The 19,618-nt window shown below is 74.7% G+C and carries 15 protein-coding genes; 10 read left to right on the forward strand and 5 right to left on the reverse strand.

The window, feature by feature from the left end:
* Nucleotides 1–35 precede the first annotated feature (35 nt).
* The gene (gene dnaK, locus ACWCHM_RS27880; protein WP_204958472.1) at nucleotides 36–1,898 is read right to left on the reverse strand and encodes a molecular chaperone DnaK; all 1,863 of its coding nucleotides are present in this window, start codon (nucleotides 1,896–1,898) and stop codon (nucleotides 36–38) included.
* Nucleotides 1,899–2,105: 207 nt separating this feature from the next.
* Here dnaK and ACWCHM_RS27885 point away from each other — a divergent pair, with 207 nt between their 5' ends.
* The 3 genes from ACWCHM_RS27885 to ACWCHM_RS27895 all read left to right on the forward strand — a co-directional run bounded on the left by ACWCHM_RS27885 (nucleotide 2,106) and on the right by ACWCHM_RS27895 (nucleotide 6,973).
* Entirely contained in the window at nucleotides 2,106–3,959 is a 1,854-nt protein-coding gene (locus tag ACWCHM_RS27885) for an ABC transporter (protein ID WP_421489717.1), read from the forward strand.
* Nucleotides 3,960–3,976: 17 nt separating this feature from the next.
* Nucleotides 3,977–5,638: a GTPase gene (locus tag ACWCHM_RS27890; protein WP_281903297.1), complete on the forward strand. Its 1,662-nt coding sequence runs from the start codon at nucleotides 3,977–3,979 to the stop codon at nucleotides 5,636–5,638.
* Between the two features lie 108 nt (nucleotides 5,639–5,746).
* Nucleotides 5,747–6,973, forward strand: coding sequence for a hypothetical protein (locus ACWCHM_RS27895; RefSeq protein ID WP_204958470.1), 1,227 nt, complete (start codon nucleotides 5,747–5,749; stop codon nucleotides 6,971–6,973).
* A 16-nt stretch (nucleotides 6,974–6,989) separates the two neighbouring features.
* Here the strand turns inward: ACWCHM_RS27895 and ACWCHM_RS27900 are convergent, their stop codons facing one another.
* Both ACWCHM_RS27900 and ACWCHM_RS27905 read right to left on the reverse strand, forming a co-directional pair.
* On the reverse strand, nucleotides 6,990–7,901 hold the full coding sequence (locus ACWCHM_RS27900; RefSeq protein ID WP_454220443.1) for a hypothetical protein: 912 nt from the start codon (nucleotides 7,899–7,901) through the stop codon (nucleotides 6,990–6,992).
* A complete protein-coding gene (locus tag ACWCHM_RS27905; RefSeq protein ID WP_454220445.1) occupies nucleotides 7,898–9,028 on the reverse strand; it encodes an SPFH domain-containing protein in 1,131 nt (376 codons plus the stop codon). Before ACWCHM_RS27905 ends, ACWCHM_RS27900 begins: the two co-directional genes overlap by 4 nt.
* 75 nt (nucleotides 9,029–9,103) lie before the next feature.
* Between ACWCHM_RS27905 and ACWCHM_RS27910 the strand changes: the two genes are divergently transcribed.
* Complete coding sequence (locus ACWCHM_RS27910) at nucleotides 9,104–9,790, forward strand: NUDIX hydrolase (RefSeq protein ID WP_281901477.1); 687 nt, start codon at nucleotides 9,104–9,106, stop codon at nucleotides 9,788–9,790.
* 22 nt (nucleotides 9,791–9,812) lie between these two features.
* Here ACWCHM_RS27910 and ACWCHM_RS27915 read toward each other — a convergent pair whose 3' ends face one another.
* Together ACWCHM_RS27915 and ACWCHM_RS27920 are read right to left on the reverse strand one after the other, a co-directional pair.
* Complete coding sequence (locus tag ACWCHM_RS27915; RefSeq protein ID WP_281901479.1) at nucleotides 9,813–10,355, reverse strand: phosphatase PAP2 family protein; 543 nt, start codon at nucleotides 10,353–10,355, stop codon at nucleotides 9,813–9,815.
* A gap of 216 nt (nucleotides 10,356–10,571) precedes the next feature.
* Entirely contained in the window at nucleotides 10,572–11,528 is a 957-nt protein-coding gene (locus ACWCHM_RS27920; protein WP_454220447.1) for a hypothetical protein, read from the reverse strand.
* 561 nt (nucleotides 11,529–12,089) lie between these two features.
* Here ACWCHM_RS27920 and pdhA point away from each other — a divergent pair.
* From pdhA to ACWCHM_RS27950, 6 genes are all read left to right on the forward strand, one after another.
* Nucleotides 12,090–13,265: a pyruvate dehydrogenase (acetyl-transferring) E1 component subunit alpha gene (gene pdhA, locus ACWCHM_RS27925; protein WP_281901483.1), complete on the forward strand. Its 1,176-nt coding sequence runs from the start codon at nucleotides 12,090–12,092 to the stop codon at nucleotides 13,263–13,265.
* Nucleotides 13,265–14,254, forward strand: a complete 990-nt coding sequence (locus ACWCHM_RS27930; protein ID WP_204958464.1) for an alpha-ketoacid dehydrogenase subunit beta — start codon at nucleotides 13,265–13,267, stop codon at nucleotides 14,252–14,254. The genes pdhA and ACWCHM_RS27930 overlap by 1 nt, the downstream gene beginning before the upstream one ends.
* A gap of 5 nt (nucleotides 14,255–14,259) precedes the next feature.
* Nucleotides 14,260–15,735, forward strand: a complete 1,476-nt coding sequence (locus tag ACWCHM_RS27935; RefSeq protein ID WP_454223196.1) for a dihydrolipoamide acetyltransferase family protein — start codon at nucleotides 14,260–14,262, stop codon at nucleotides 15,733–15,735.
* Between the two features lie 218 nt (nucleotides 15,736–15,953).
* Entirely contained in the window at nucleotides 15,954–16,091 is a 138-nt protein-coding gene (locus tag ACWCHM_RS27940; protein WP_168222356.1) for a hypothetical protein, read from the forward strand.
* Nucleotides 16,092–16,433: 342 nt separating this feature from the next.
* On the forward strand, nucleotides 16,434–19,283 hold the full coding sequence (locus tag ACWCHM_RS27945) for an LppU/SCO3897 family protein (protein WP_454220449.1): 2,850 nt from the start codon (nucleotides 16,434–16,436) through the stop codon (nucleotides 19,281–19,283).
* A 112-nt stretch (nucleotides 19,284–19,395) separates the two neighbouring features.
* Entirely contained in the window at nucleotides 19,396–19,608 is a 213-nt protein-coding gene (locus tag ACWCHM_RS27950; protein WP_204958462.1) for a hypothetical protein, read from the forward strand.
* The last annotated feature ends 10 nt before the right edge of the window (nucleotides 19,609–19,618 follow it).

The raw sequence follows: 19,618 nt of genomic DNA on the forward strand, positions 1-19,618 counted from the left end.
CGACTACCTCGTTCCCTGTGCGGTGGCGTGGACCGTCACTTCTTGTCCTCGTCCACGATCTCCGCGTCGACCACGTCGTCCGGGCCGCCCGCCTTCGGTGCACCGGCGGCACCGGCGGCACCGGCACCCGCACCGGCCGCGCCCGGCTGCTCAGCCTGCTCGGCCTGCTGCGCGTAGAGCAGCGAACCAGCCTGCTGGGAGACCTGGGCGAGCTTCTCGTGGGCCGCCTTGATCTTGTCGATGTCCTGGCCGCCGAGCGCGCCACGCAGCTCGCCCAGGGCCTCGTTGAGCTGCTCCCGGTTCTCCGTGGGCAGCTTGTCGCCGCTCTCGGCGAGGAACTTCTCGGTCTGCCACTGGAGCGCCTCGGCCACGTTGCGGGCCTCGGCCTCCTCCCGGCGACGCTTGTCGTCGTCGGCGTGCTCCTCGGCGTCGCGGCGCATCCGCTCGATGTCGTCCTTCGGCAGCGAGGAGCCGCCGGTGATCGTCATCTTCTGTTCCTTGCCGGTGCCCAGGTCCTTGGCGTGCACGTTGACGATGCCGTTGGCGTCGATGTCGAAGGTGACCTCGACCTGCGGCACGCCGCGCGGCGCCGGCGGGAGGCCGGTCAGCTCGAAGGTGCCGAGCTTCTTGTTGTACGCCGCGATCTCCCGCTCGCCCTGGAACACCTGGATCAGCACCGACGGCTGGTTGTCGTCGGCCGTGGTGAAGACCTCGGAGCGCTTGGTCGGGATGGTGGTGTTGCGCTCGATGAGCTTGGTGAAGATGCCGCCCTTGGTCTCGATGCCCAGGCTCAGCGGGGTCACGTCGAGCAGCAGGACGTCCTTGACCTCGCCCTTGAGCACACCGGCCTGCAGGGCCGCGCCGACGGCGACGACCTCGTCCGGGTTGACGCCCTTGTTCGGGTCGCGGCCGGTGAGCTGCTTGACCAGGTCGGTCACGGCCGGCATCCGGGTGGAGCCGCCGACCAGGATCACGTGGTCGACGTCGGCGACCTTGATGCCGGCGTCCTTCACGGCCTGCTCGAACGGGCCCTTGCAGCGGTCCAGCAGGTCCTGCGTCATCCGCTGGAACTCGGCGCGGCTGAGCGTCACGTCCAGGTGCAGCGGGCCGGCCGAACCGGCGGTGATGTACGGCAGGTTGATGTTGGTGGTGGTGGCCGCCGACAGCTCGATCTTGGCCTTCTCGGCCGCCTCACGCAGCCGCTGGAGCGCCATCTTGTCCTGGCCCAGGTCGATGCCGTGCTCGCCCCGGAACGTCTTCACCAGGTGGTCGATGATGCGCTGGTCCCAGTCGTCGCCGCCGAGCTGGTTGTCACCGCTGGTCGACTTGACCTCGACGACGCCCTCGGCCAGCTCCAGCAGGGACACGTCGAAGGTGCCGCCACCGAGGTCGAAGACCAGGACGGTCTGCTCCTTGGAGCCCTTGTCCAGCCCGTACGCCAGGGCCGCCGCGGTCGGCTCGTTGACGATCCGCAGCACGTTGAAGCCGGCGATCTCGCCGGCCTCCTTGGTGGCCTGGCGCTGGCCGTCGTTGAAGTAGGCGGGCACGGTGATCACCGCGTCGGTGATCTGCTCACCCAGGTAGGCCTCGGCGTCCCGCTTGAGCTTCATCAGCGTGCGCGCCGAGATCTCCTGCGGGGTGTACTTCTTGCCGTCGATGTCGACGGTCCAGTTGGTGCCGATCTCCCGCTTGACCGAGCGGATGGTCCGGTCCGGGTTGGTCACCGCCTGGCGCTTGGCGACCTCACCGACGAGCACCTCGCCGTTGCGGGCGAACGCGACGATCGACGGGGTCGTCCGCGAGCCCTCAGCGTTGGCGATGACGGTGGGCTCACCGCCCTCCAGAACGCTGACGCAGGAGTTCGTCGTGCCGAGGTCGATACCGACCGCACGTGCCATCTTCGCTTCCTCGCTTCGTAACGGGTGGGCAGGTCAGAGGGCCTGCCCGGTGGGCCGCCCGCAGCGACCGCACCACAAGTTGAGTGAACTTGACTCAATAGTGCCACGCGATCGCCAAAGCGCAAGTCGAGTTGAGCCGACCCGACGCAACCTGACCGTTACTACCCTCCGGTTGTCTCTGTTGCATCGGTCGGGCACGCTTTAGCGGTGACGACGCACGGCGATCCCGCCACCCGGTCCGGCGCGCCCACCGTCGCCGCCCGCACCGGGTCGTCGGAGACCGACGAGACGCCGCCCGGCCCCACCGGGGACGGCCTGCCCGCCGCCCTCACCGGCCTGCGGGCCGCGATCGGCGCGGCCCGGTTCCCGCTGGCGCTGCCCTCGGCCGAGCCGGCACGGCACACCGGCCGGGCGCTGACCGACCAGCTCGACGACTACCTGCTGCCCCGGCTGGCCCGGCTCGACGCCCCGCTGCTCGTGGTCGTCGGCGGCTCCACCGGCGCGGGCAAGTCCACACTGGTCAACAGCCTGGTCCAGGCCCGGGTGAGCGCCGCCGGGGTGCTGCGCCCCACCACCCGTTCCCCGGTGCTGGTCTGCAACCCCGCCGACGCCGCCTGGTTCCGTCAGGGCGACCTGCTGCCCGGCCTGACCCGCACCAACGAGCCCAGCGAGGACCCGGGCACCCTGCACCTGGTCACCGCCCCCGCGCTCGCACCGGGGCTGGCCTTCCTCGACGCCCCCGACATCGACTCGGTGGTCGACGCCAACCGCGCCCTCGCCGGCCAGTTGCTCGCCGCCGCCGACCTCTGGCTCTTCGTCACCACCGCCGCCCGGTACGCCGACGCCGTCCCGTGGGAGCTGCTGCGCTCCGCCCGCTCCCGGGGGGCCTCGATCGCCATGGTGCTCGACCGGGTGCCCCCCGAGGCCGCCGACGAGATCGCCGCCCACCTGTCCGAGATGCTCGCCGCCCAGGAGCTGGGCGCGGCGCCGCTGTTCGTCCTGCCCGAGACCTGGGTCGACGGCCAGGGCCTGCTGCCCGACCGGGTGACCGCGCCACTGGGTGGCTGGTTCGCCCGGCTCGCCGCCGACGCCGAGGCCCGCGCCGCCGTGGTCCGGCAGACCCTGGACGGCGCGCTCGCCTCGCTGCACCCCACGGTCGAGGCCCTCGCCGACGCCGCCGACGAGCAGGTGGCCGCCGCCGACGCGCTGGACGACCGGGTCCGGGCCGCCTACCAGGGCGCGCACCGCACCGTGAGCGAGGGGCTGAAGGACGGCCGGCTGCTGCGCGGCGAGGTGCTCGCCCGCTGGCAGGAGTTCGTCGGCACCGGGGAGTTCTTCCGGACGCTGGAGGCCCGGATCGGCCGGCTGCGCGACCGGCTCGTCGCCGCAGTCACCGGCCGGCCCGCCACGCCCGCCACCGACCTGCGCAACGCCATCGAGTCGCAACTGGTCACCCTGCTACGCGGGGTCGCCGCCGAGGCGGCGGAGCACACGTACACCGCCTGGAAGGCGCACCCGGCCGGGGCCGCACTGCTCGAACCGCCGCTGGCGCACGCCGCGACCGACCTGCCCGAACGGGCCGAACGGCTGGTCCGGGACTGGCAGCGGGCCGTGCTGGAGCTGGTCCGCGACGAGGGCGGCGACAGGCGGTTCGTGGCCCGTACGGCCGCGTACGCGGTCAACGCCACCGGGCTGGCCGTGATGATCGCCGTCTTCGCCTCCACCGCGTTCATCCCCACCGGTCTGGAGGTGGCCACCGGGGCGGGCACCACCGTCGCCGCGCAGGCCGTGCTCCAGGCGATCTTCGGCGACCAGGCGGTGCGTACCCTCGCCGCGAAGGCCCGCGGCGACCTGCTGGAGCGGGTCCGCGCGCTGCTCGACGAGGAGGCGGCCCGCTACCTGGGCCGCACCGACGCCGCCCGGCCCGGCCCGGAGGCCGCCGCCGGCCTGCGCCGGGCCGCCGCCCGGGTCGAGGTGGCCCGGCACCGCAGCGGGCTCGCCGACCAGGCCGGCCCGGCGCTACCGACCCCGACCCCGACCCCCGAGGACGGCATCCGGTGACCAACATCGTCGGCCGGATGCGCGAGGCGCTCCGGGGTGACCAGCGTGTCGACGCCGACGCCCTGGTGGCCCGGCTCGACGCGGTGCGCCGCTTCCTCGACGCGGTCGACGGCGAGGTGCCCGACACCCGGCTGGTCGGCGCGCACACCCTGGTCGAGCGGGCCGGCACCCGGTTGTCGCTGTCCCGGGACCACACCGTGGTCGCGCTGGCCGGGGCCACCGGCAGCGGCAAGTCCAGCCTGTTCAACGCCCTGGCCCAGTTGGAGCTCTCCCCGGTCGGGGTGCGCCGGCCCACCACCGGCGTCGCGCACGCCTGCGTGTGGGGGCCACTGGACGGCGGCACCCGGCTGCTCGACTGGGTCGGCGTCCTGCCCCGGCACCGGTTCGTCCGGGAGAGCGCGCTCGACGGCGACGACGAGTCCGCCCTGCACGGGTTGATCCTGCTCGACCTGCCCGACTTCGACTCGGTGCAGCGGTCCCACCGGCTGGAGGTGGACCGCCTGCTCGGCCTGGTCGACCTGGTGGTCTGGGTGGTCGACCCGCAGAAGTACGCCGACCGGGTGATCCACACCAGCTACCTGCGCGAGTTCCACAGGCACCGGGACGTGACGGTGGTGGTGCTCAACCAGGCCGACCGGCTGCCCCCGGCCGAGCTGCCCCGGGTGCTGGCCGACCTGCGTCGGCTGCTCGACGTCGACGGGCTCGACGGGGTGCCGCTGCTGGCCACCACGGCGGTCGAGCCGAACGGGATGACCGGGCTGCGGGAGGCGTTGGAACGGGCCGTGTCGGACCGGCAGGCCGCGCTGCGCCGGCTCTGGGGTGACGCCGACACGGTGACGGCCGCGCTGGGGGAACTGGTCGCCGTCGAGGCCCCCGGGCACACCCCGGACGCGGCGACGATCCGCACCCTGGACCGGGCGCTGGCCGACGCGGCCGGGGTGCCCACCGTGACGGGCGCGGTCGAGGGGGCGTACCGGCAGCGGGCCGGTGCCGCGACGGGCTGGCCGCTGGTCCGCGGCTGGCGGCGGCTGCGCCCCGACCCGCTGCGCCGGCTGCACCTGCCCGGTCCGGCGGCCGACCCGCAGCAGCCGGTGCCGGCCCCGCTCGCGGCGACCTCGGTGCCCGAACCGACGGCCGCCCAGCAGTCCGCCCTCGGGCTGGCCATCCGCGCGGTCGGCGACCGCTCCGGCGATGGCCTGCCCGCCCCCTGGCCGGCCGCGGTGACCGCCGCCGCCCGGTCCCGCCTGGCCGACCTGCCGGACGCGCTGGACGCGGCGGTCGCCGGCACCGACCTGGGCATGGAACGCCGGCCGCTGTGGTGGCGGCTGGTGGGCGGCGTCCAGTGGCTGGTCACCCTCGCCGCCGTGGTCGGGCTGGGTTGGCTGGTGCTCGGGTACGCGCTGCGCGCCCTCGGGCTGCCCGCGCTCGACTACCCCCGGGTGGGCCAGACACCGTTGCCCACCGTGCTGCTGCTCGGCGGGTTGCTCGCCGGCCTGCTGGTGGCGGCGGTGACCGGGCCGGTGATCAGATGGGCGGCCCGGCGGGCCCGGCAGCGGGCCGAGGGGCGACTCACCGAGGAGGTCGCCCGGGTCGGCGCGGAGTACGTCCTCACCCCCGTGCGGGACCTCGTCGACCGGTACGCCCTGGCCCGTCGTGCCTGGCAGGACGCCGCCGGCTGAATCCCGGCGGGGAAGGCCCGGCGGCATCGACGGACGCCCGGGCCCCGGCCGGTGAACGCGGACGTCGGCACGGGTGTCCGGGGCGGCGCGGCGGCGTAGGGTCGTGCCATGGCCACGCCACAGACCCCCTACGACGCGGTGCTGTCCGCCGCCCGCGACGTGACCAGGCTGGACTGCGCGCTCGACGCCGAGATGCTCGGCACGGCGCTGCTGGGCAGCGTCTACGCGATCGCCGAGACCGACCGGGAAACGGCGGTCCGGGAATTCGTCTCCGGTTTCCTCGCCGCCACCTCCCGCCGCCGCACGGCCGCCGCCACCACCATCCGGCAGGTCTTCGCCGCGCTGGTCCCGACCGCCGAGGGCGCGGCGAAGGTCCGCCCCGGCGCGCAGGCACCGGCCTGGGCCGGCCAGCTCGGCCGGGTCCACCTCACCGGCACCTGGTCCTACGGCGACGTGTACGGCGACCAGACCTCCTACCTGGCCACCTTCGCCTACGACGACGAGTCGGGTGGCCCGGAGCACGCCCTGGTCGCGCTGGTCGACCACAACATCGGCATCACCAAGGACGTCTTCGTCGGCGGTCCGGCCGAACGCATCCTCGCGCAGGTTCGGCAGATGTGCGCCGACGACGACCTGACCTGGTTCCGGGAGGAGGACCCGGCCCGGATGCGCGGCGAGGTGGGCCGTCACCTGGAGATCACCGACGACCTCGGCGACCTGCCGGCCGAGGGTTCACTCGCCACCGACCGGGCGCTGGTCGGGGCGCGGTTGGCGGTGTTGCCGCAGGCGGGCGTCGACACCACCGGCTGGCCCGCCGAACCGCTTTCCAGCGACGAACGTACCGAGCTGGTCCGGGCCTTCCTCGCCGCCCCCGAGGCGGCCCGGTACGGCCTGAACACCCTCGACGGCGACGCCGAGTTGGCCTCGCTGCACTTCTGCCTCGGCCTGCTCTTCGACCACGCGGCGAGTTTCCCGGACGCCGACCCGCTGCGCTGGAGCCCGGCGGTGGCCGGGCTGTTCCTGCTCGACTGGGTGCACCGGCGGGCCGTGCTGGACATGGACGACGCGGCGCTGCTGCCCCGGGTGCTGCGCGCCTGGACGGCGTTCGCGGCCCGGCGACGCGGGCTGCCCGAGCGGGCCGTCACCCAGACCGACGAGGCGATCGAGGAACTGGTGCCGGAGTTCGCCAGGCTCTATTCGACTGGTGAGCGGCGCAGCCCGGCGACGGCGGCGGTGGCCCAGTTGATGGCCGACGGCGTCGACCCGGACGACCCGGTCGCGTTGGACGCCTGGATCGAGGCCAACCGGCAGCGCCTCGGCGACGACACCCCCTGACCGGCCGGACCGCCGGTCAGGGCTCGACCAGGGCCAGCCGGCCCGGGGCGACGTCGAGGCGGATGCGCTGGCCCCAGCGCAACGTCAACCGGTCGGTCTCCAGGCCGTCGGCGAAGGCCACCAGGCCGTCCGACTCGGCGGTCAGCTCCAGCGTGCCGGTGCCGTCGAGGCGGCCGGCGACCAGGTCGGCCCCGGTGACCGGGGACGGCCACGCCTCCCGGACGAACCAGCACAGCGCCGGCTCCTGCGGAGCGGGGAGCGCGACGGCGGCCGGTCGGCCCCGGGCGATCGAGGCGCACCAGCCGGTGGCTCCGGTGCCGGTGCCGACGACCACCCCGGAGGACGACTGCCGTTCCCGGCGGGGTCGGCCGTCGGAGGTCACGTCGAGCAGGTAGCGGGCCGACTGGTGGGAGGGGTGCCCGACGTACACCTCGTTGAGGCCGACCAGTTCCTGACCGTCGTCGAGGGTGGCCCGGACCATGGCCCGGTGCCGCAGCGGCACGGTTCCGGCCACCACCGCCGGCAGCAGGGCGGCCACCTGGTCGCCGGTGCACCGGACCAGCACCCCGGCGTTGCGGCCCGGCTCCGGGTCGACGCCGAGGACGGGTTGCCCGTCGAGGTACTTCGCCACGTTGGCGACCAGTCCGTCCGGCCCGACGGCGACGACGATGTCCTCCGGCCCGAACAGGAACCGGGGCAGGTCGTCCCGGTTCACCGTGCCGCGTCGCCAGTCGGCGGGGACGGCGGCCCCGACGGCGGTCAGCGCCGCCTGGAGTGCCTCGTGCCGGTCCACCACCTCGGCCAGGTCCCGCCCCCGGGCGCGCAGGTACCACTGGGCCGCCGCCCGGGTGCCGTGCCGGGCGAGCAGTTCGTCCAGCTCGCTGGGGCGACGGACGACCACCACCCGGGGGGCCAGGGTGGCGCTCACCGGTCGACCGTCCCGGTCGGGCCGGTGGGCGTCCCGGTCGGGCCGGTGAGTCGGCCGAGCAGGTCGGCGAGCAGGTCCGGGGTGACCGTGAGCTGGCCGATCGGGGGGAGCTGACCGGCGAGTTCCCGCACGGTGAGGGCCTGGAGCACCGCCGACGGCAGTTCGGCGTACGTGGTCAGCTTCGCCGCCTCCGCCTCGGCCTCGGCGGCCCCGACGGCGCGTACCGTCTCGGCCTTGGCCAGGGCGAGCACCCGTTCCTTGTCGGCGGCACCGGCGGCGAGCAGGCGGTCCTTCTCGGCCTCGGCGGTGGCGAGCACCCGGGCCCGGTCAGCGGCGGCGGTGTTGGCGACCTGTTCCCGTTCCGCCTTGCCGTGGGCGGCGGCCAGGTCGGCGGCGGCGTCGAGTTCGGCCCGGCGACGGGCGTTCGCGCCGTGCTGCTCGACGAGCTGCTGTTCCCGGCGGGCCAGCTCGATCTTGTTCTGGAGTTCGTTCTCGGCGATGCCGCGTTCCTGCTCGACGGCCTGGGCCCGGCGGGCGTACGTGGCCCGGTCGGCCTGCACCTGCACGGCCTCCCGGGTGGGGGTCTGCAGGGCGCGTTCCAGTTCGGGTTCGGGCCGGACGGCGACCACCCGGGCGCTGACCACGGCGACGCCGATGTCGGCGAGCCGGGGTTCGGCACCGAGCGCTGCGGAGACCGCCTCCCGTACGGGTGCCACGGTGGTCAGCGCCTCGGCCAGCGGGACCCGGGCGAGCAGGTCGAGGGCGGGTTGCTGGGCCAGCTCGGCCAGCAGCGTGGCCACCTGGTCGAGCGGGCGGGAGCGGGCCCGGCCGGTGCGCGGGTCGACCGAGAAGTCGAGCCGGGCGGCGGCCAGCGCCGGGTCGGCCACCCGGTAGGTCACGGTGGCCTGGACGGTGATGTCGGCGAAGTCGCCGGTACGGGCGTGGAAGAGCAGCGGCAGTTCCCTGTCGTCCACCGGCACCTCGCTCAGGACGGCGGTCAGCGGCCGGTACCAGAACGACTGGCCGGTGCCCTCCCGCCGGACCCGCCCGGCGACGTGCAGCCGTACCCAGTTGGTAGGTGTCCCGCGCAGGTGGCGCAGGAAGAGTCGTCGTGTCACGTCGGCCATGGCTTCACCCTCCCCTTTTTCGTCTTCTCGACGATAACCACTCTGCTATCTTATCGTCAAGGTGGTGATAAAAACGTGACCGACTACCCGTCCATCGCCGTGACCGTCGACCTGGTGGTGCTCACCGTGCGTGCCGACGCGCTGCACCTGCTGCTCGTCCGCCGGGGCATCCCGCCGGACCGGGGCCGGTGGGCGCTGCCGGGCGGCTTCGTCGGCGTCGACGAGGACCTGCCCGACGCCGCCGCCCGGGAACTGACCGAGGAGACCGGGCTGCCGGAGCCGGTCGGTCACCTGGAACAGCTCGGCACGTACGGCCGGCCCGGCCGGGACCCGCGCGGGCGGGTGGTCACCGTGGCCTGGCTGGCGCTGCTACCCGACCTGCCCACCCCGGTCGCCGGGTCGGACGCCGCCTCGGCCGAGTGGGTGCCGGTCACCCGGCTCGCCCCCGGCCAGCTCGCCTTCGACCACGACCTGATCGTCGCCGACGGCCTGGAGCGGGCCCGCGCGAAGCTGGAGTACACCCCGCTGGCCGGGGCGTTCTGCCCACCCGAGTTCACCGTGGCGCAACTGCGGGCGGTCTACGAGACGGTCTGGGGGACCCGGCTGGACCCGCGCAACTTCCACCGCAAGGTCACCGGCACCCCCGGCTTCGTCAGCCCCGTCGGCCGCGCCACCGAGGGCGACCGGGGGCGACCCGCCCAACTGTTCCGCCGGGGCCCGGCGACCCGGCTCCACCCGCCCATGCTCCGCCCCGGGTCCTGACCGCCCCCCGCCGGCCCGGGGGTCAGGAGAGTGCCGCGAAGACCAGCCCGGCCACCAGGGCACCCACCAGCCCGCCGGCCACGACCTGCGCGACGGTGTGGTCGCGCAGCCGGACCCGGGACCAGCCGACCAGGCCGAGCAGCGCAACGGCCGGTAGCAGCCGGGGGCCGAAGGTGAGCACCAGCACCACGAGCGTGCCGGCGGCCACCGCCGAGTGGATCGACATCTTCCACAGGTGGCTGACCGACACCGCCACCACCAGGCCGACCACCCCGGTGGCGACCAGGGCCAGCACCGGACGCGGCGCACCGAGCGCCGCGAGCAGGGCCAGCCCGGCGGCGGCCGACACCAACCCGAACAACAGCGGCACCCGGCGCTGCTCGCGCCGCCCGATGTGGTGGTCGGTGAGCCGGCCCCGCCGCACCCCGCGCAGGACGTACACGAACGGGATGCCGGCGGCGAAGACCGTGGCGAGCAACCCCCAGGCCAGCCCCCGGACGCCACCCGCGCCGTGCCAGCCGATCACCACGGTCAGCCCGGTGACCAGCACGGCCGGTGCGGTCACCTCGGTCACCCACCGGGCCACCCGGGTCGCCGCCCCCGCCGGCCCGACGGGGACCGGGTCGGGGCGGGGCGGGACGTCGCGGGTCGGGGAGGGCCCGGGGTCGCCCGCCGACCGGTCACCCTCGTCGCGCGTACTCAGCGTTCCGCCCCCGCAGGTCGTGCCGGCCGGTCCGTCGCGCCGGGGTGATCGGCCGGCGGTGTCCGCACCGTGGGCGGTTCAGCCGGCGTCGTTCGTCACCGTACCGTCCGGGTCGGTGCCGTCGTGGCTGGTCAGCGCGGGTACCGCGGGCGTCTGCGGCGCGGGGGCCGGGGTCGTCGACGGGCGGGCGGCCGACACCCGGGCGGGGGCCGGCCCGACGCGCGGCACCGGGCGGGCGTCGTCGCGCAGCCGGGCGGGACGGGGGGCGCGGGTCGGGATGGCCGTCACGGTGGGCCGGGGGCGCGGGGTGGGGACCACGGTGACCGTGACGGTGGGGCACGGTCCGACCGTGGGCCCCGGCGTCGGGTCGGGTTCCAGGGTCGCCGTCGGGCCGGGGGTCGGCTCGGGCGTGGGTACCGGCGTGGGGGTGTCCGAGGGGGCCGACGTCGGCGACGGGTCCGGCGGCGGTTCGGAGAAGGTGGCCGTCGGCTCGGCGCTCGGTTCGGCGCTCGGGCTTGGTTCCGCGCTCGGGCTCGGCGCGGTACTCGGGCTCGGCGAGGTGGGGGTGGGGTGGGCCGGGGCGGCCGGCGCGTGCGTCCGGGGGACGGGACGGGGGGTGCCGGCGGGGGCCGCCGGGGGCGGCGCGGGACGGTGGGTGGCACCGGTGCCGCCGGTGCCCGCGACGGGGGCCGGCGTGGCTGGCGGGGGTGCGTCGGTCGGGGCGATCGGCGGCAGGGCCGGTTGGCCGGTGGCGGGCACCGGAACGACGACCGGGCCGACCGACGGGGTGGGCAGGAACGGGGTACCGCCGTCCGGCAGCGCGGTGCTGCCCACGGTGGCGGAGCCGGCGCTGATCGCGGCGAGGACCGGCATGGAGGCGGCCCCGGCGAGCAGGGCGACGGTGAACAGATAGCCCCGGTGCTGCCCGCCCGGGCCCGGGGCCCGGTGGACGCCGATCATCCGCCGGTAGCTGCCGCCGCCGGCCCGGTGCCGCCCGAGCAGGGGGATCGGAGGACCGTCACCTGGCTCGGACACCGCACACCCCCTCGTCGACCTGCACGTGTTCGTCGGCGGGCAGCACGGAGCAGAACGGACATTATTCTCCAAACGCCCACCGGTACCGGTCAGCTTGACCCAGTGACGCCCAGTTCACCAGGCACCACCGCGTGTCGACACACAAAAAGTCCGTCACCCGACCGGTCCGACGACGACAGTCCGGTGGCAGCGCGGGCGATGTAGGCGCGGTGCCGCGCGGCACCGCGCCGCGCCGCGCGGCGACAAAAAAGTCCACGGGTCACCAAGCGGACATGCCACCACCGATGGGAGGGCCATACTGTGGGGCCGCTCACCTCCTCTGCAATCATTCAGGCACGACGGCAACGCAGCCGCCCCTCCGCGCACCCCGTGGCAGGCGTGGCTGGTGGCCGACGCTCCCGAACCGGGTTCGACCCATGGATCCGGCTCAGGTCGTGCGGCAACCCCTACCGGGGCTAGGCACGACAGCCAGGAACCAGTCCGGCAACAGCCGGGCCGGCGCACGTTGTGCGCGGACGGGTGACCCCCCGGCTCGGGCACAGACACGACAGGGAGAGACGGATGGCAAAGGGCGACCCTGCGGTCTCCAGTCGCGGCCGGCGAGCCGCACCCCGGTCCCGACGGGCCGCGACCGGCGAGCCGGAACTCGTACAGCTGCTCACCCCGGCCGGCGAGCGGATCGAGAGCGCGACCGGCCCGGACGGCACCGAGTACCGCGTCGACTTCACCGACGACGAGTACCGCGGCCTCTACCGCGACCTGGTGCTGGTACGAAAGCTCGACGCCGAGGCGACCGCGTTGCAGCGGCAGGGCGAGCTGGGCCTGTGGGCCTCGCTGCTCGGCCAGGAGGCCGCCCAGGTCGGCTCCGGGCGGGCGCTGCGCAGCCAGGACATGGCCTTCCCGACCTACCGGGAACACGGCGTCCTCTACTGCCGGGGCATCGACCCGATCATGCCGCTCGGCCTGTTCCGCGGCGTCGACCAGGGCGGCTGGGACCCGAACGAGTTCAAGTTCAACATGTACACGATCGTCATCGGGGCGCAGACCCTGCACGCCACCGGGTACGCCATGGGCGTCCACATGGACGGCAAGACCGGCACCGAGGACGGCGAGGCGGTGATCGCCTACTTCGGCGACGGCGCCACCAGCCAGGGCGACGTCAACGAGGCGTTCGTCTGGGCCAGCGTCTTCAACGCCCCCCTGGTCTTCTTCTGCCAGAACAACCAGTACGCCATCTCCGAGCCGCTGGAACGCCAGACCCGGGTCCCGCTCTACCGGCGGGCCGGCGGTTTCGGCTTCCCCGGCGTCCGGGTCGACGGCAACGACGTGCTCGCCTCGTACGCGGTGACCCGGCACGCGCTGGACAACGCCCGGCTCGGCCAGGGGCCCAGCCTGATCGAGGCGTACACCTACCGGATGGGCGCGCACACCACCTCCGACGACCCGACCCGTTACCGGATCGCCAGCGAGGTCGAGGCCTGGCAGGCCAAGGACCCGATCGCCCGGATGAAGGCGTTCCTCGACAGGCAACAGATCGCCGACGCCGACTTCTTCGCCGAGGTCGACGAGCAGGCCCGCACCGAGGCGGTGCACCTGCGCGAACGGGTGCTGAACATGCCCGACCCGCAGCCGGTCAGCATGTTCGACCACGTCTACCCGCACGGCTCGCCCGAGTTGGACGCCCAGCGGGACCAGTTCAGCAGGTACTCGGAGTCGTTCGAGGGGAGCGCGCACTGATGGCCACGGAGACGCTCACCCTCGGCAAGGCCCTCAACACCGGCCTGCGCCGGGCCCTGGAGAACGACCCGAAGGTCGTCATCATGGGCGAGGACGTCGGCAAGCTCGGCGGCGTCTTCCGGATCACCGACGGGTTGCAGAAGGACTTCGGCGACCAGCGGGTGATCGACACCCCGCTGGCCGAGTCCGGCATCATCGGCACCGCCGTCGGCTTGGCCATCCGGGGTTTCCGGCCGATCTGCGAGATCCAGTTCGACGGCTTCGTCTACCCGGCGTACGACCAGATCGTGTCGCAGGTGGCCAAGATGCACTACCGCTCGCAGGGCAAGGTCACCATCCCGATGGTGATCCGGATCCCCTACGGCGGCGGCATCGGTGCGGTGGAGCACCACTCCGAGTCGCCGGAGGCGTACTTCGCGCACACCGCCGGGCTGAAGGTGGTGACCTGCGCCAACCCGCAGGACGCGTACGTGATGATCCAGCAGGCCATCGCCTCGGACGACCCGATCGTCTTCCTGGAGCCCAAGCGCCGCTACTGGGAGAAGGGTCCGGTCGACCTGGACGCCCCGCTGTCCGGGGCGTACCCGTTGCACGCCGCCCGGGTGGTGCGGCCGGGCACCGATGCGACAGTGTTGGCGTACGGCCCGATGGTGCGCACCGCGCTGGACGCGGCGACCGCCGCCGCCGAGGACGGCCGGGAGCTGGAGGTCGTCGACCTGCGTACGCTCTCCCCGCTGGACCTGACCGCCGTCTACGAGTCGGTGCGGCGCACCGGCCGGTGCGTGGTCGTCCACGAAGCCCCGGGCAACCTGGGGCTGGGCTCGGAGATCGCAGCGCGGATCACCGAGGAGTGCTTCTACTCCCTGGAGTCCCCGGTGCTGCGGGTCACCGGCTTCGACACCCCCTACCCGGCCAGCCGGGTGGAGGAGGAGTACCTGCCCGACCTCGACCGGGTGCTCGACGCCGTCGACCGCACCTTCGGCTGGTGAGCGCGATGTCCCGGATCAAGGAGTTCAACCTGCCCGACCTGGGCGAGGGCCTGACCGAGGGCGAGATCCTCGCCTGGCTGGTCAAGGTGGGTGACGTCATCGAGCTGAACCAGCCGATCGTCGAGGTGGAGACAGCCAAGGCGGCCGTGGAGATCCCGGCGAAGTGGGCCGGTGAGGTGCGCTCGATCTTCCACCCGGAGGGCAGCACCGTCGAGGTCGGCACCCCGATCATCGCGATCGACACCGACCCCGGCGCCGGCCCGGTGCCGGAGTCGACGACCTCCGCCGCCACGTCCGACCTGCCCACCCCCTCGCCCGCCTCCCTGGCCGCAGTCCAGATAGCCCCGCCCGAGGGCATGGTCGAACCCGGCCTGATCGGCGGCGTAACCCCGGGCGGCCGCACCGCCGTCCTCGTCGGCTACGGCCCCCGCACCACCCCCGCCAAACGCCGCCCCCGCCGCCCCCCCACCCCCACCCCCACTCCCACCCCCGCCCCCGCCCCCGTCGATCATGGAGTTGTGGTGGGGGGCAAAAGCGCCCCTGTAGCCGCAAATCCGGCACCACGAGTCCATGATCGACCGAGCACGGGTGGTCCGGTGCTGGCGAAGCCGCCGGTACGCAAGCTCGCCAAGGATCTCGGGGTCGATCTGGGTGCGCTGGTGGGGTCGGGGCCGCTGGGGTCGATCACCCGGGAGGACGTCCAGCGGGCGGTGGCCGGGAGCACGGCGGTGGCCGAGCCACTGGCGGCGGCACCGGTCACCTCGGGCGCTAGCTTCGGCGCGGACCGCGAGCAGCGCATCCCGGTCAAGGGGGTCCGCAAGCTCACCGCCGAGAACATGTCCCGTTCGGCGTTCACCGCCCCGCACGTCACGGAGTTCCTGACCGTGGACGTGACCCGGACGATGAAGGCGCTGGACCGGCTGCGCGAACGGCGGGACTGGCGCGACGTGCGGGTCTCGCCGTTGCTGCTGGTCGCCAAGGCGGTGCTGTTGGCGGTCCGGCGGCACCCGATGGTCAACTCGACCTGGGCCGGCGACGAGATCGTCGTCAAGGAGTACGTCAACCTGGGCATCGCGGCGGCCACCGAGCGGGGCCTGATCGTGCCGAACATCAAGGACGCGGGCCGGCTCACGCTGCGTGAGCTGGCGGATGCGCTGACCGGTCTGGTGCAGACGGCCAAGGCGGGGAAGACCTCCCCGGCGGACATGTCCGGCGGCACCCTGACGATCACCAACGTCGGGGTGTTCGGAGTGGACACCGGCACCCCGATCCTGCCGCCCGGCGAGTCGGCGATCCTGGCCTTCGGCGCGGTCCGTGAGCTGCCGTGGGTCCACAAGGGCAAGGTCAGGCCGCGTCAGGTGACCACCCTGGGGCTCTCCTTCGACCACCGGATCATCGACGGCGAGCTGGGGTCGAAGTTCCTGCGGGACATCGGGGACTTCCTCGCCGACCCGGAGGCGGCGTTGCTCGCCTGGACCTGACCTGTGACGTCCGGCGACGGCCGGTGTGCCCTGGGTGAACGCCCGGCACACCGGCCGTTGCCGTTGGGGGAAGAAAGAGTGGCCCAGATCGCTCTTTGACCTACGATCCTTAGGCCCGTGTTGCAGCTCACCTAATAATCGATGGCGATCGCCGCCCGATGGGTGTTGAATGGAGTCATCAAGGGGCTGACAACCGAATAGCCGGAGGAGAGACCACCATGAGCATGATCGAGCGAATCCGCACCCGTCGTGACGCCAACCGTCGGGCCCGTGCCATCGAGCACGCGCTGCGCTCCGCCAACTCGCCGGCGGTCCGCGAGGAGATCCTCGCGATCGCCCAGCGTCACATGAGCTGACCCGGCACCTACTTTCCTCTCCCTCCTCCAGATCGATGACCCGCCCGGGCCCCGGGCGGGTCATCGGCGTTCCGGACCCGTTGAGACCGGGATTCCACCCCGCCACGACGCCCGGTACGGTGGTTCCGGTCGCCACCCGCCGACCCGGACACCGATCGCGCCCAAGGGAAGCTGATCGACACCGTCCGATGACGCGGAGTGACGGCCGGTGCTGCATGGGGGCCGCGCGCGCGTACCGGATACCGTGCGGGGAGACCGCACGGCCGAACCGCCGGGCACCGGCGACACGGCCGACCGGACGGACGGCATCGGCGGCCGACATGTGATGGAGGAGGCGCACCCATGACGTCCGAGGGCCAGCACCGTCCCGGCCAGGAGCCGGGCGAGGCGCCGCCGGGCTCCGGTGGACCGGCGCCGTACGGCGACCGGCAACCGCAGCAGGATCCGGGGTACGGCGTCCCCGCCACCCCCGACCTCGGCTGGGCCCCACCACCCCCCACCGGCCGGGCCAACCCGCCCGGTCCGTCCTGGTCGGCACCCGATCAGCCGGCGGCCTGGGGCGGCGCACAGGTTCCGCAGCAGTCCGAGCCGACCGAGGCGTGGACCCCGCCGCCCGGCGCGGCACCGTCCACCGAGGCGTGGAACCCGCCGGCCGGCCCGCCGCAGCCCGCCTGGGCCGGGCAGCCCGAGCAGCCGGCCTGGGCCACCGCGCCGGCCGCCGGGAAGCCCGACGCCGCGCCGCAGCCCGGCTGGACGCCGTCGCGCGAGCCCGGCTGGCCGCAGGCCGAGCAACCCGCACCCGCCTGGGCGCAACCCGAGGCCGGTGCCCGGGGTGCCGCCCGCGTCCCGCAGCCTGACAACCCGGCCGGCGGCGGTTGGTCCCCGCCGGCCGACCCCGCGCCGACCTCCCCCGCCGGTTGGTCCGGTCAGGACCCGCCGGCCCGGGAAACCGCGCCGGGCGCCAACGGCTGGGGCACCGCCCCAAGTCCACAGCAGCAGGACGAGCCGACCCGTTCCGCCGGCTGGCCGGCCGACGACCGGGCCGGGGCGGATCCGGCCCGGGGTGGCTGGCCGGCCAACCCCCAGGACGCCCCGGGCACCTCCGGCGGATGGGCGGCCGGGCAGCCCCGCGCCGACGAGGCGCCCCGCCCCGCCGGCCGCGCCTCGGTGCCCGTACCGGCCCCGGCGGAGCCCACGAACCAGACGGCGGCGTGGCCGCAGCCGGAGGCCGGCCGCCCCGGCGCACCCGTGTCGCCGGCCCCCACCCCGGGAGCCGAGGGCTGGTCCACCGAGGACGATCCGGCCCGCTCGGGTGGCTGGGCCGCCAACCGCCCCGGCCCGGACGATTCCGGCCGGTCCGCCGACCGGCCGAACGGCGCGCCGGGCGACCGGCAGCCACAGTGGGGGGCACCGGACGAGCCTGCCACCGCCCGCTGGGAGGGTCAGCGCGAGCAGGCCACCCCGGACGGCTGGCCGGGCGGCGCGCCCGCCCGGGCCGACCAGTCGCGTCAGGACGACCCGGCGTCGGGTCAGGAGTGGCCGGCACCGGCCGCGCAGCGGGGTGCGGCCTCCGTACCGGCGCCGGAGCGCCCGGAGTCCGGGGCCGGCTGGGCGGCACCGGAGCAGCCCGCGCGCTCGTCCGCACCGGACGGTCCGCCCGCCTGGGCCGGTAACGACCACCAGCAGCCGCCGTGGGCCGGTGCCGAACGCCCGGTCGTGCCGGAGGGCGAGCCGTGGGCACCCGAGCAGGCGTGGGGTCGCGCCGAACCCGCCGGTCAGCCGGCCGAGGGCGGCTGGGAGCCCCGGCGTGGCGACGACCAGCCGATCTACCAGCCGGGGCCGGCTCCCGGCATCTCCCCGGCCAACATGGTCCCGCTCCCGCCGCAGGAGCAGCGCGTTCCGGGGGCCAGCCTGGCCGCTGCGCCGCCGGCCGACTACGTCCCGCCGGCCCCGTTCGGTGGCCCCGGCGAGCAGCAGCCGCACGGCCGGGAGGCGGCCGGTTGGGGCGCGCCGGAGCAGCCGCAGTTGCCGGCCGGCCCGGCACTGCCCGCGCCTCGGCTCTCGCCCGAGTCCGAGGGTGCCGGCCGCGCACCGGTACCGACGGCCGATGCCGGGGAGCCGGGTGCGGTCGGCCGCGCCTCGGCCAGCGCGTCGGTGCCGACGGCCAGCCGGGTCGCCCCCCCGAGCGACCAGGGGGCACATCCGGGTGGCCCGGTCGTCCCGCAACCCCGGGTGTACGGCCGACCGGCCCGTCCGGAGCCGCCGGAGGAGGCCGACGAGCCCGACTCCCGCCGGCCCGAGCACCACGACGCCCGGTTCGCCGACCAGGACCGTGCCCGGTTCGACGGCCCCGAGCAGCCCCGCTTCGACGAGCCGGAGCGGCAACGCTTCGACGACCAGGACCGGACCCGGTTCGACGGTCCCCGGTTCGACGAGCCGGAGCGGCAACACGGCTTCGGCGGTGACGCACCGTCGTCCGCCCCGCCGGCCGCGCCCCCCGCGTTCGGCGGCGGCATCCCCGCCTTCGCCGACCCGGCGGGCAGCAACCGGCCGATGAACGGCACCCGTCCGCACGGGCCGACGGACCGGCCGGCCGAGCCGTTCGGTGCCGGCCCGACCAGCGGCGCGCCGGCCGGTGCGGCACCGGTGCCGGGGTACGGCCACCCGGCGCACGACCCGGCCCACGGTGGGTACGCCTCACCGTTCCCGCCCGCCGGTCAGCAGTACGGGCCGGGCGGTCAGCAGTTCGGGCCGGGTGGCCAGCCGTCCGGTTCCACCGGTTGGCCGGGTGAGCCGGAGCAGGAGCAGGGGCGGTTCGAGGCGTTCAAGCCGGAGGCTGAGCCGGAGCAGAAGGCCGAGCAGCCCACCCCGAAGGTACGCAACGGGCGGGTGTTGGCGCTGGTGCTGATCGTGGCGGTGCTGATCCTGGCCGTCCCGCTGGGCCTGCTGATGCTCCTCGGCAAGATCGGCTCGGACGATGCCGAGCCGGCCTCCTTCAACCCGGCCATCGGTTCCTGCGTCAAGCAGTCGGGCACCGGCGCGAGCGCGGCGAGCTGCGACGAGCAGGGTGCCTTCACTGTCGTCTCCAAGGTGGACGCCAAGGAGAAGTGCACCGACCCGACCCAGCCGCATGTGGTGTTGCAGGGCGGCGGGGTGGACCGGGTGCTCTGCCTGAAGCCGGCCGGCCAGTAACGACGTACCGACGGCGGGGGCCCGGGTGGACCGGGTCCCCGCCGTCGGTGTTTCGGGCCGTACGGACTGGGCAGTCTATGGGGACATTGACGTAGCCCGAGGAGGTCACCCCATGGCAGGCAACGAGAACGAGGTCAACCGCAGCGCCCGCAGCGGCCGTTTCGTCACGGAGGGCACCACCGAGCGGGACCCCCGGCACACGACCACTGAGCAGGTGGGCGGCGGCGGGGACCAGGAGGTCCACCGCAGCGCGAGCACCGGCCGTTTCGTCACCGGGACCACCGCCGAGCTGCACCCGTCGACGACCGAGACCCAGCACGTCTGACCGACCTGCC

The organism is Micromonospora sp. SCSIO 07396 (genome assembly GCF_053667945.1).

Excerpts from the sequence above, each read along its gene's own strand:
- pdhA (WP_281901483.1), top strand. The coding sequence starts at position 12,090 with ATGGCAAAGGGCGACCCTGCGGTCTCCAGTCGCGGCCGGCGAGCCGCA.
- ACWCHM_RS27905 (WP_454220445.1), bottom strand. The coding sequence starts at position 9,028 with ATGGCCGACGTGACACGACGACTCTTCCTGCGCCACCTGCGCGGGACA.
- ACWCHM_RS27950 (WP_204958462.1), top strand. The coding sequence starts at position 19,396 with ATGGCAGGCAACGAGAACGAGGTCAACCGCAGCGCCCGCAGCGGCCGT.
- ACWCHM_RS27935 (WP_454223196.1), top strand. The coding sequence starts at position 14,260 with ATGTCCCGGATCAAGGAGTTCAACCTGCCCGACCTGGGCGAGGGCCTG.
- dnaK (WP_204958472.1), bottom strand. The coding sequence starts at position 1,898 with ATGGCACGTGCGGTCGGTATCGACCTCGGCACGACGAACTCCTGCGTC.
- ACWCHM_RS27930 (WP_204958464.1), top strand. The coding sequence starts at position 13,265 with ATGGCCACGGAGACGCTCACCCTCGGCAAGGCCCTCAACACCGGCCTG.
- ACWCHM_RS27895 (WP_204958470.1), top strand. The coding sequence starts at position 5,747 with ATGGCCACGCCACAGACCCCCTACGACGCGGTGCTGTCCGCCGCCCGC.
- ACWCHM_RS27890 (WP_281903297.1), top strand. The coding sequence starts at position 3,977 with ATGCGCGAGGCGCTCCGGGGTGACCAGCGTGTCGACGCCGACGCCCTG.
- ACWCHM_RS27945 (WP_454220449.1), top strand. The coding sequence starts at position 16,434 with ATGACGTCCGAGGGCCAGCACCGTCCCGGCCAGGAGCCGGGCGAGGCG.
- ACWCHM_RS27940 (WP_168222356.1), top strand. The coding sequence starts at position 15,954 with ATGAGCATGATCGAGCGAATCCGCACCCGTCGTGACGCCAACCGTCGG.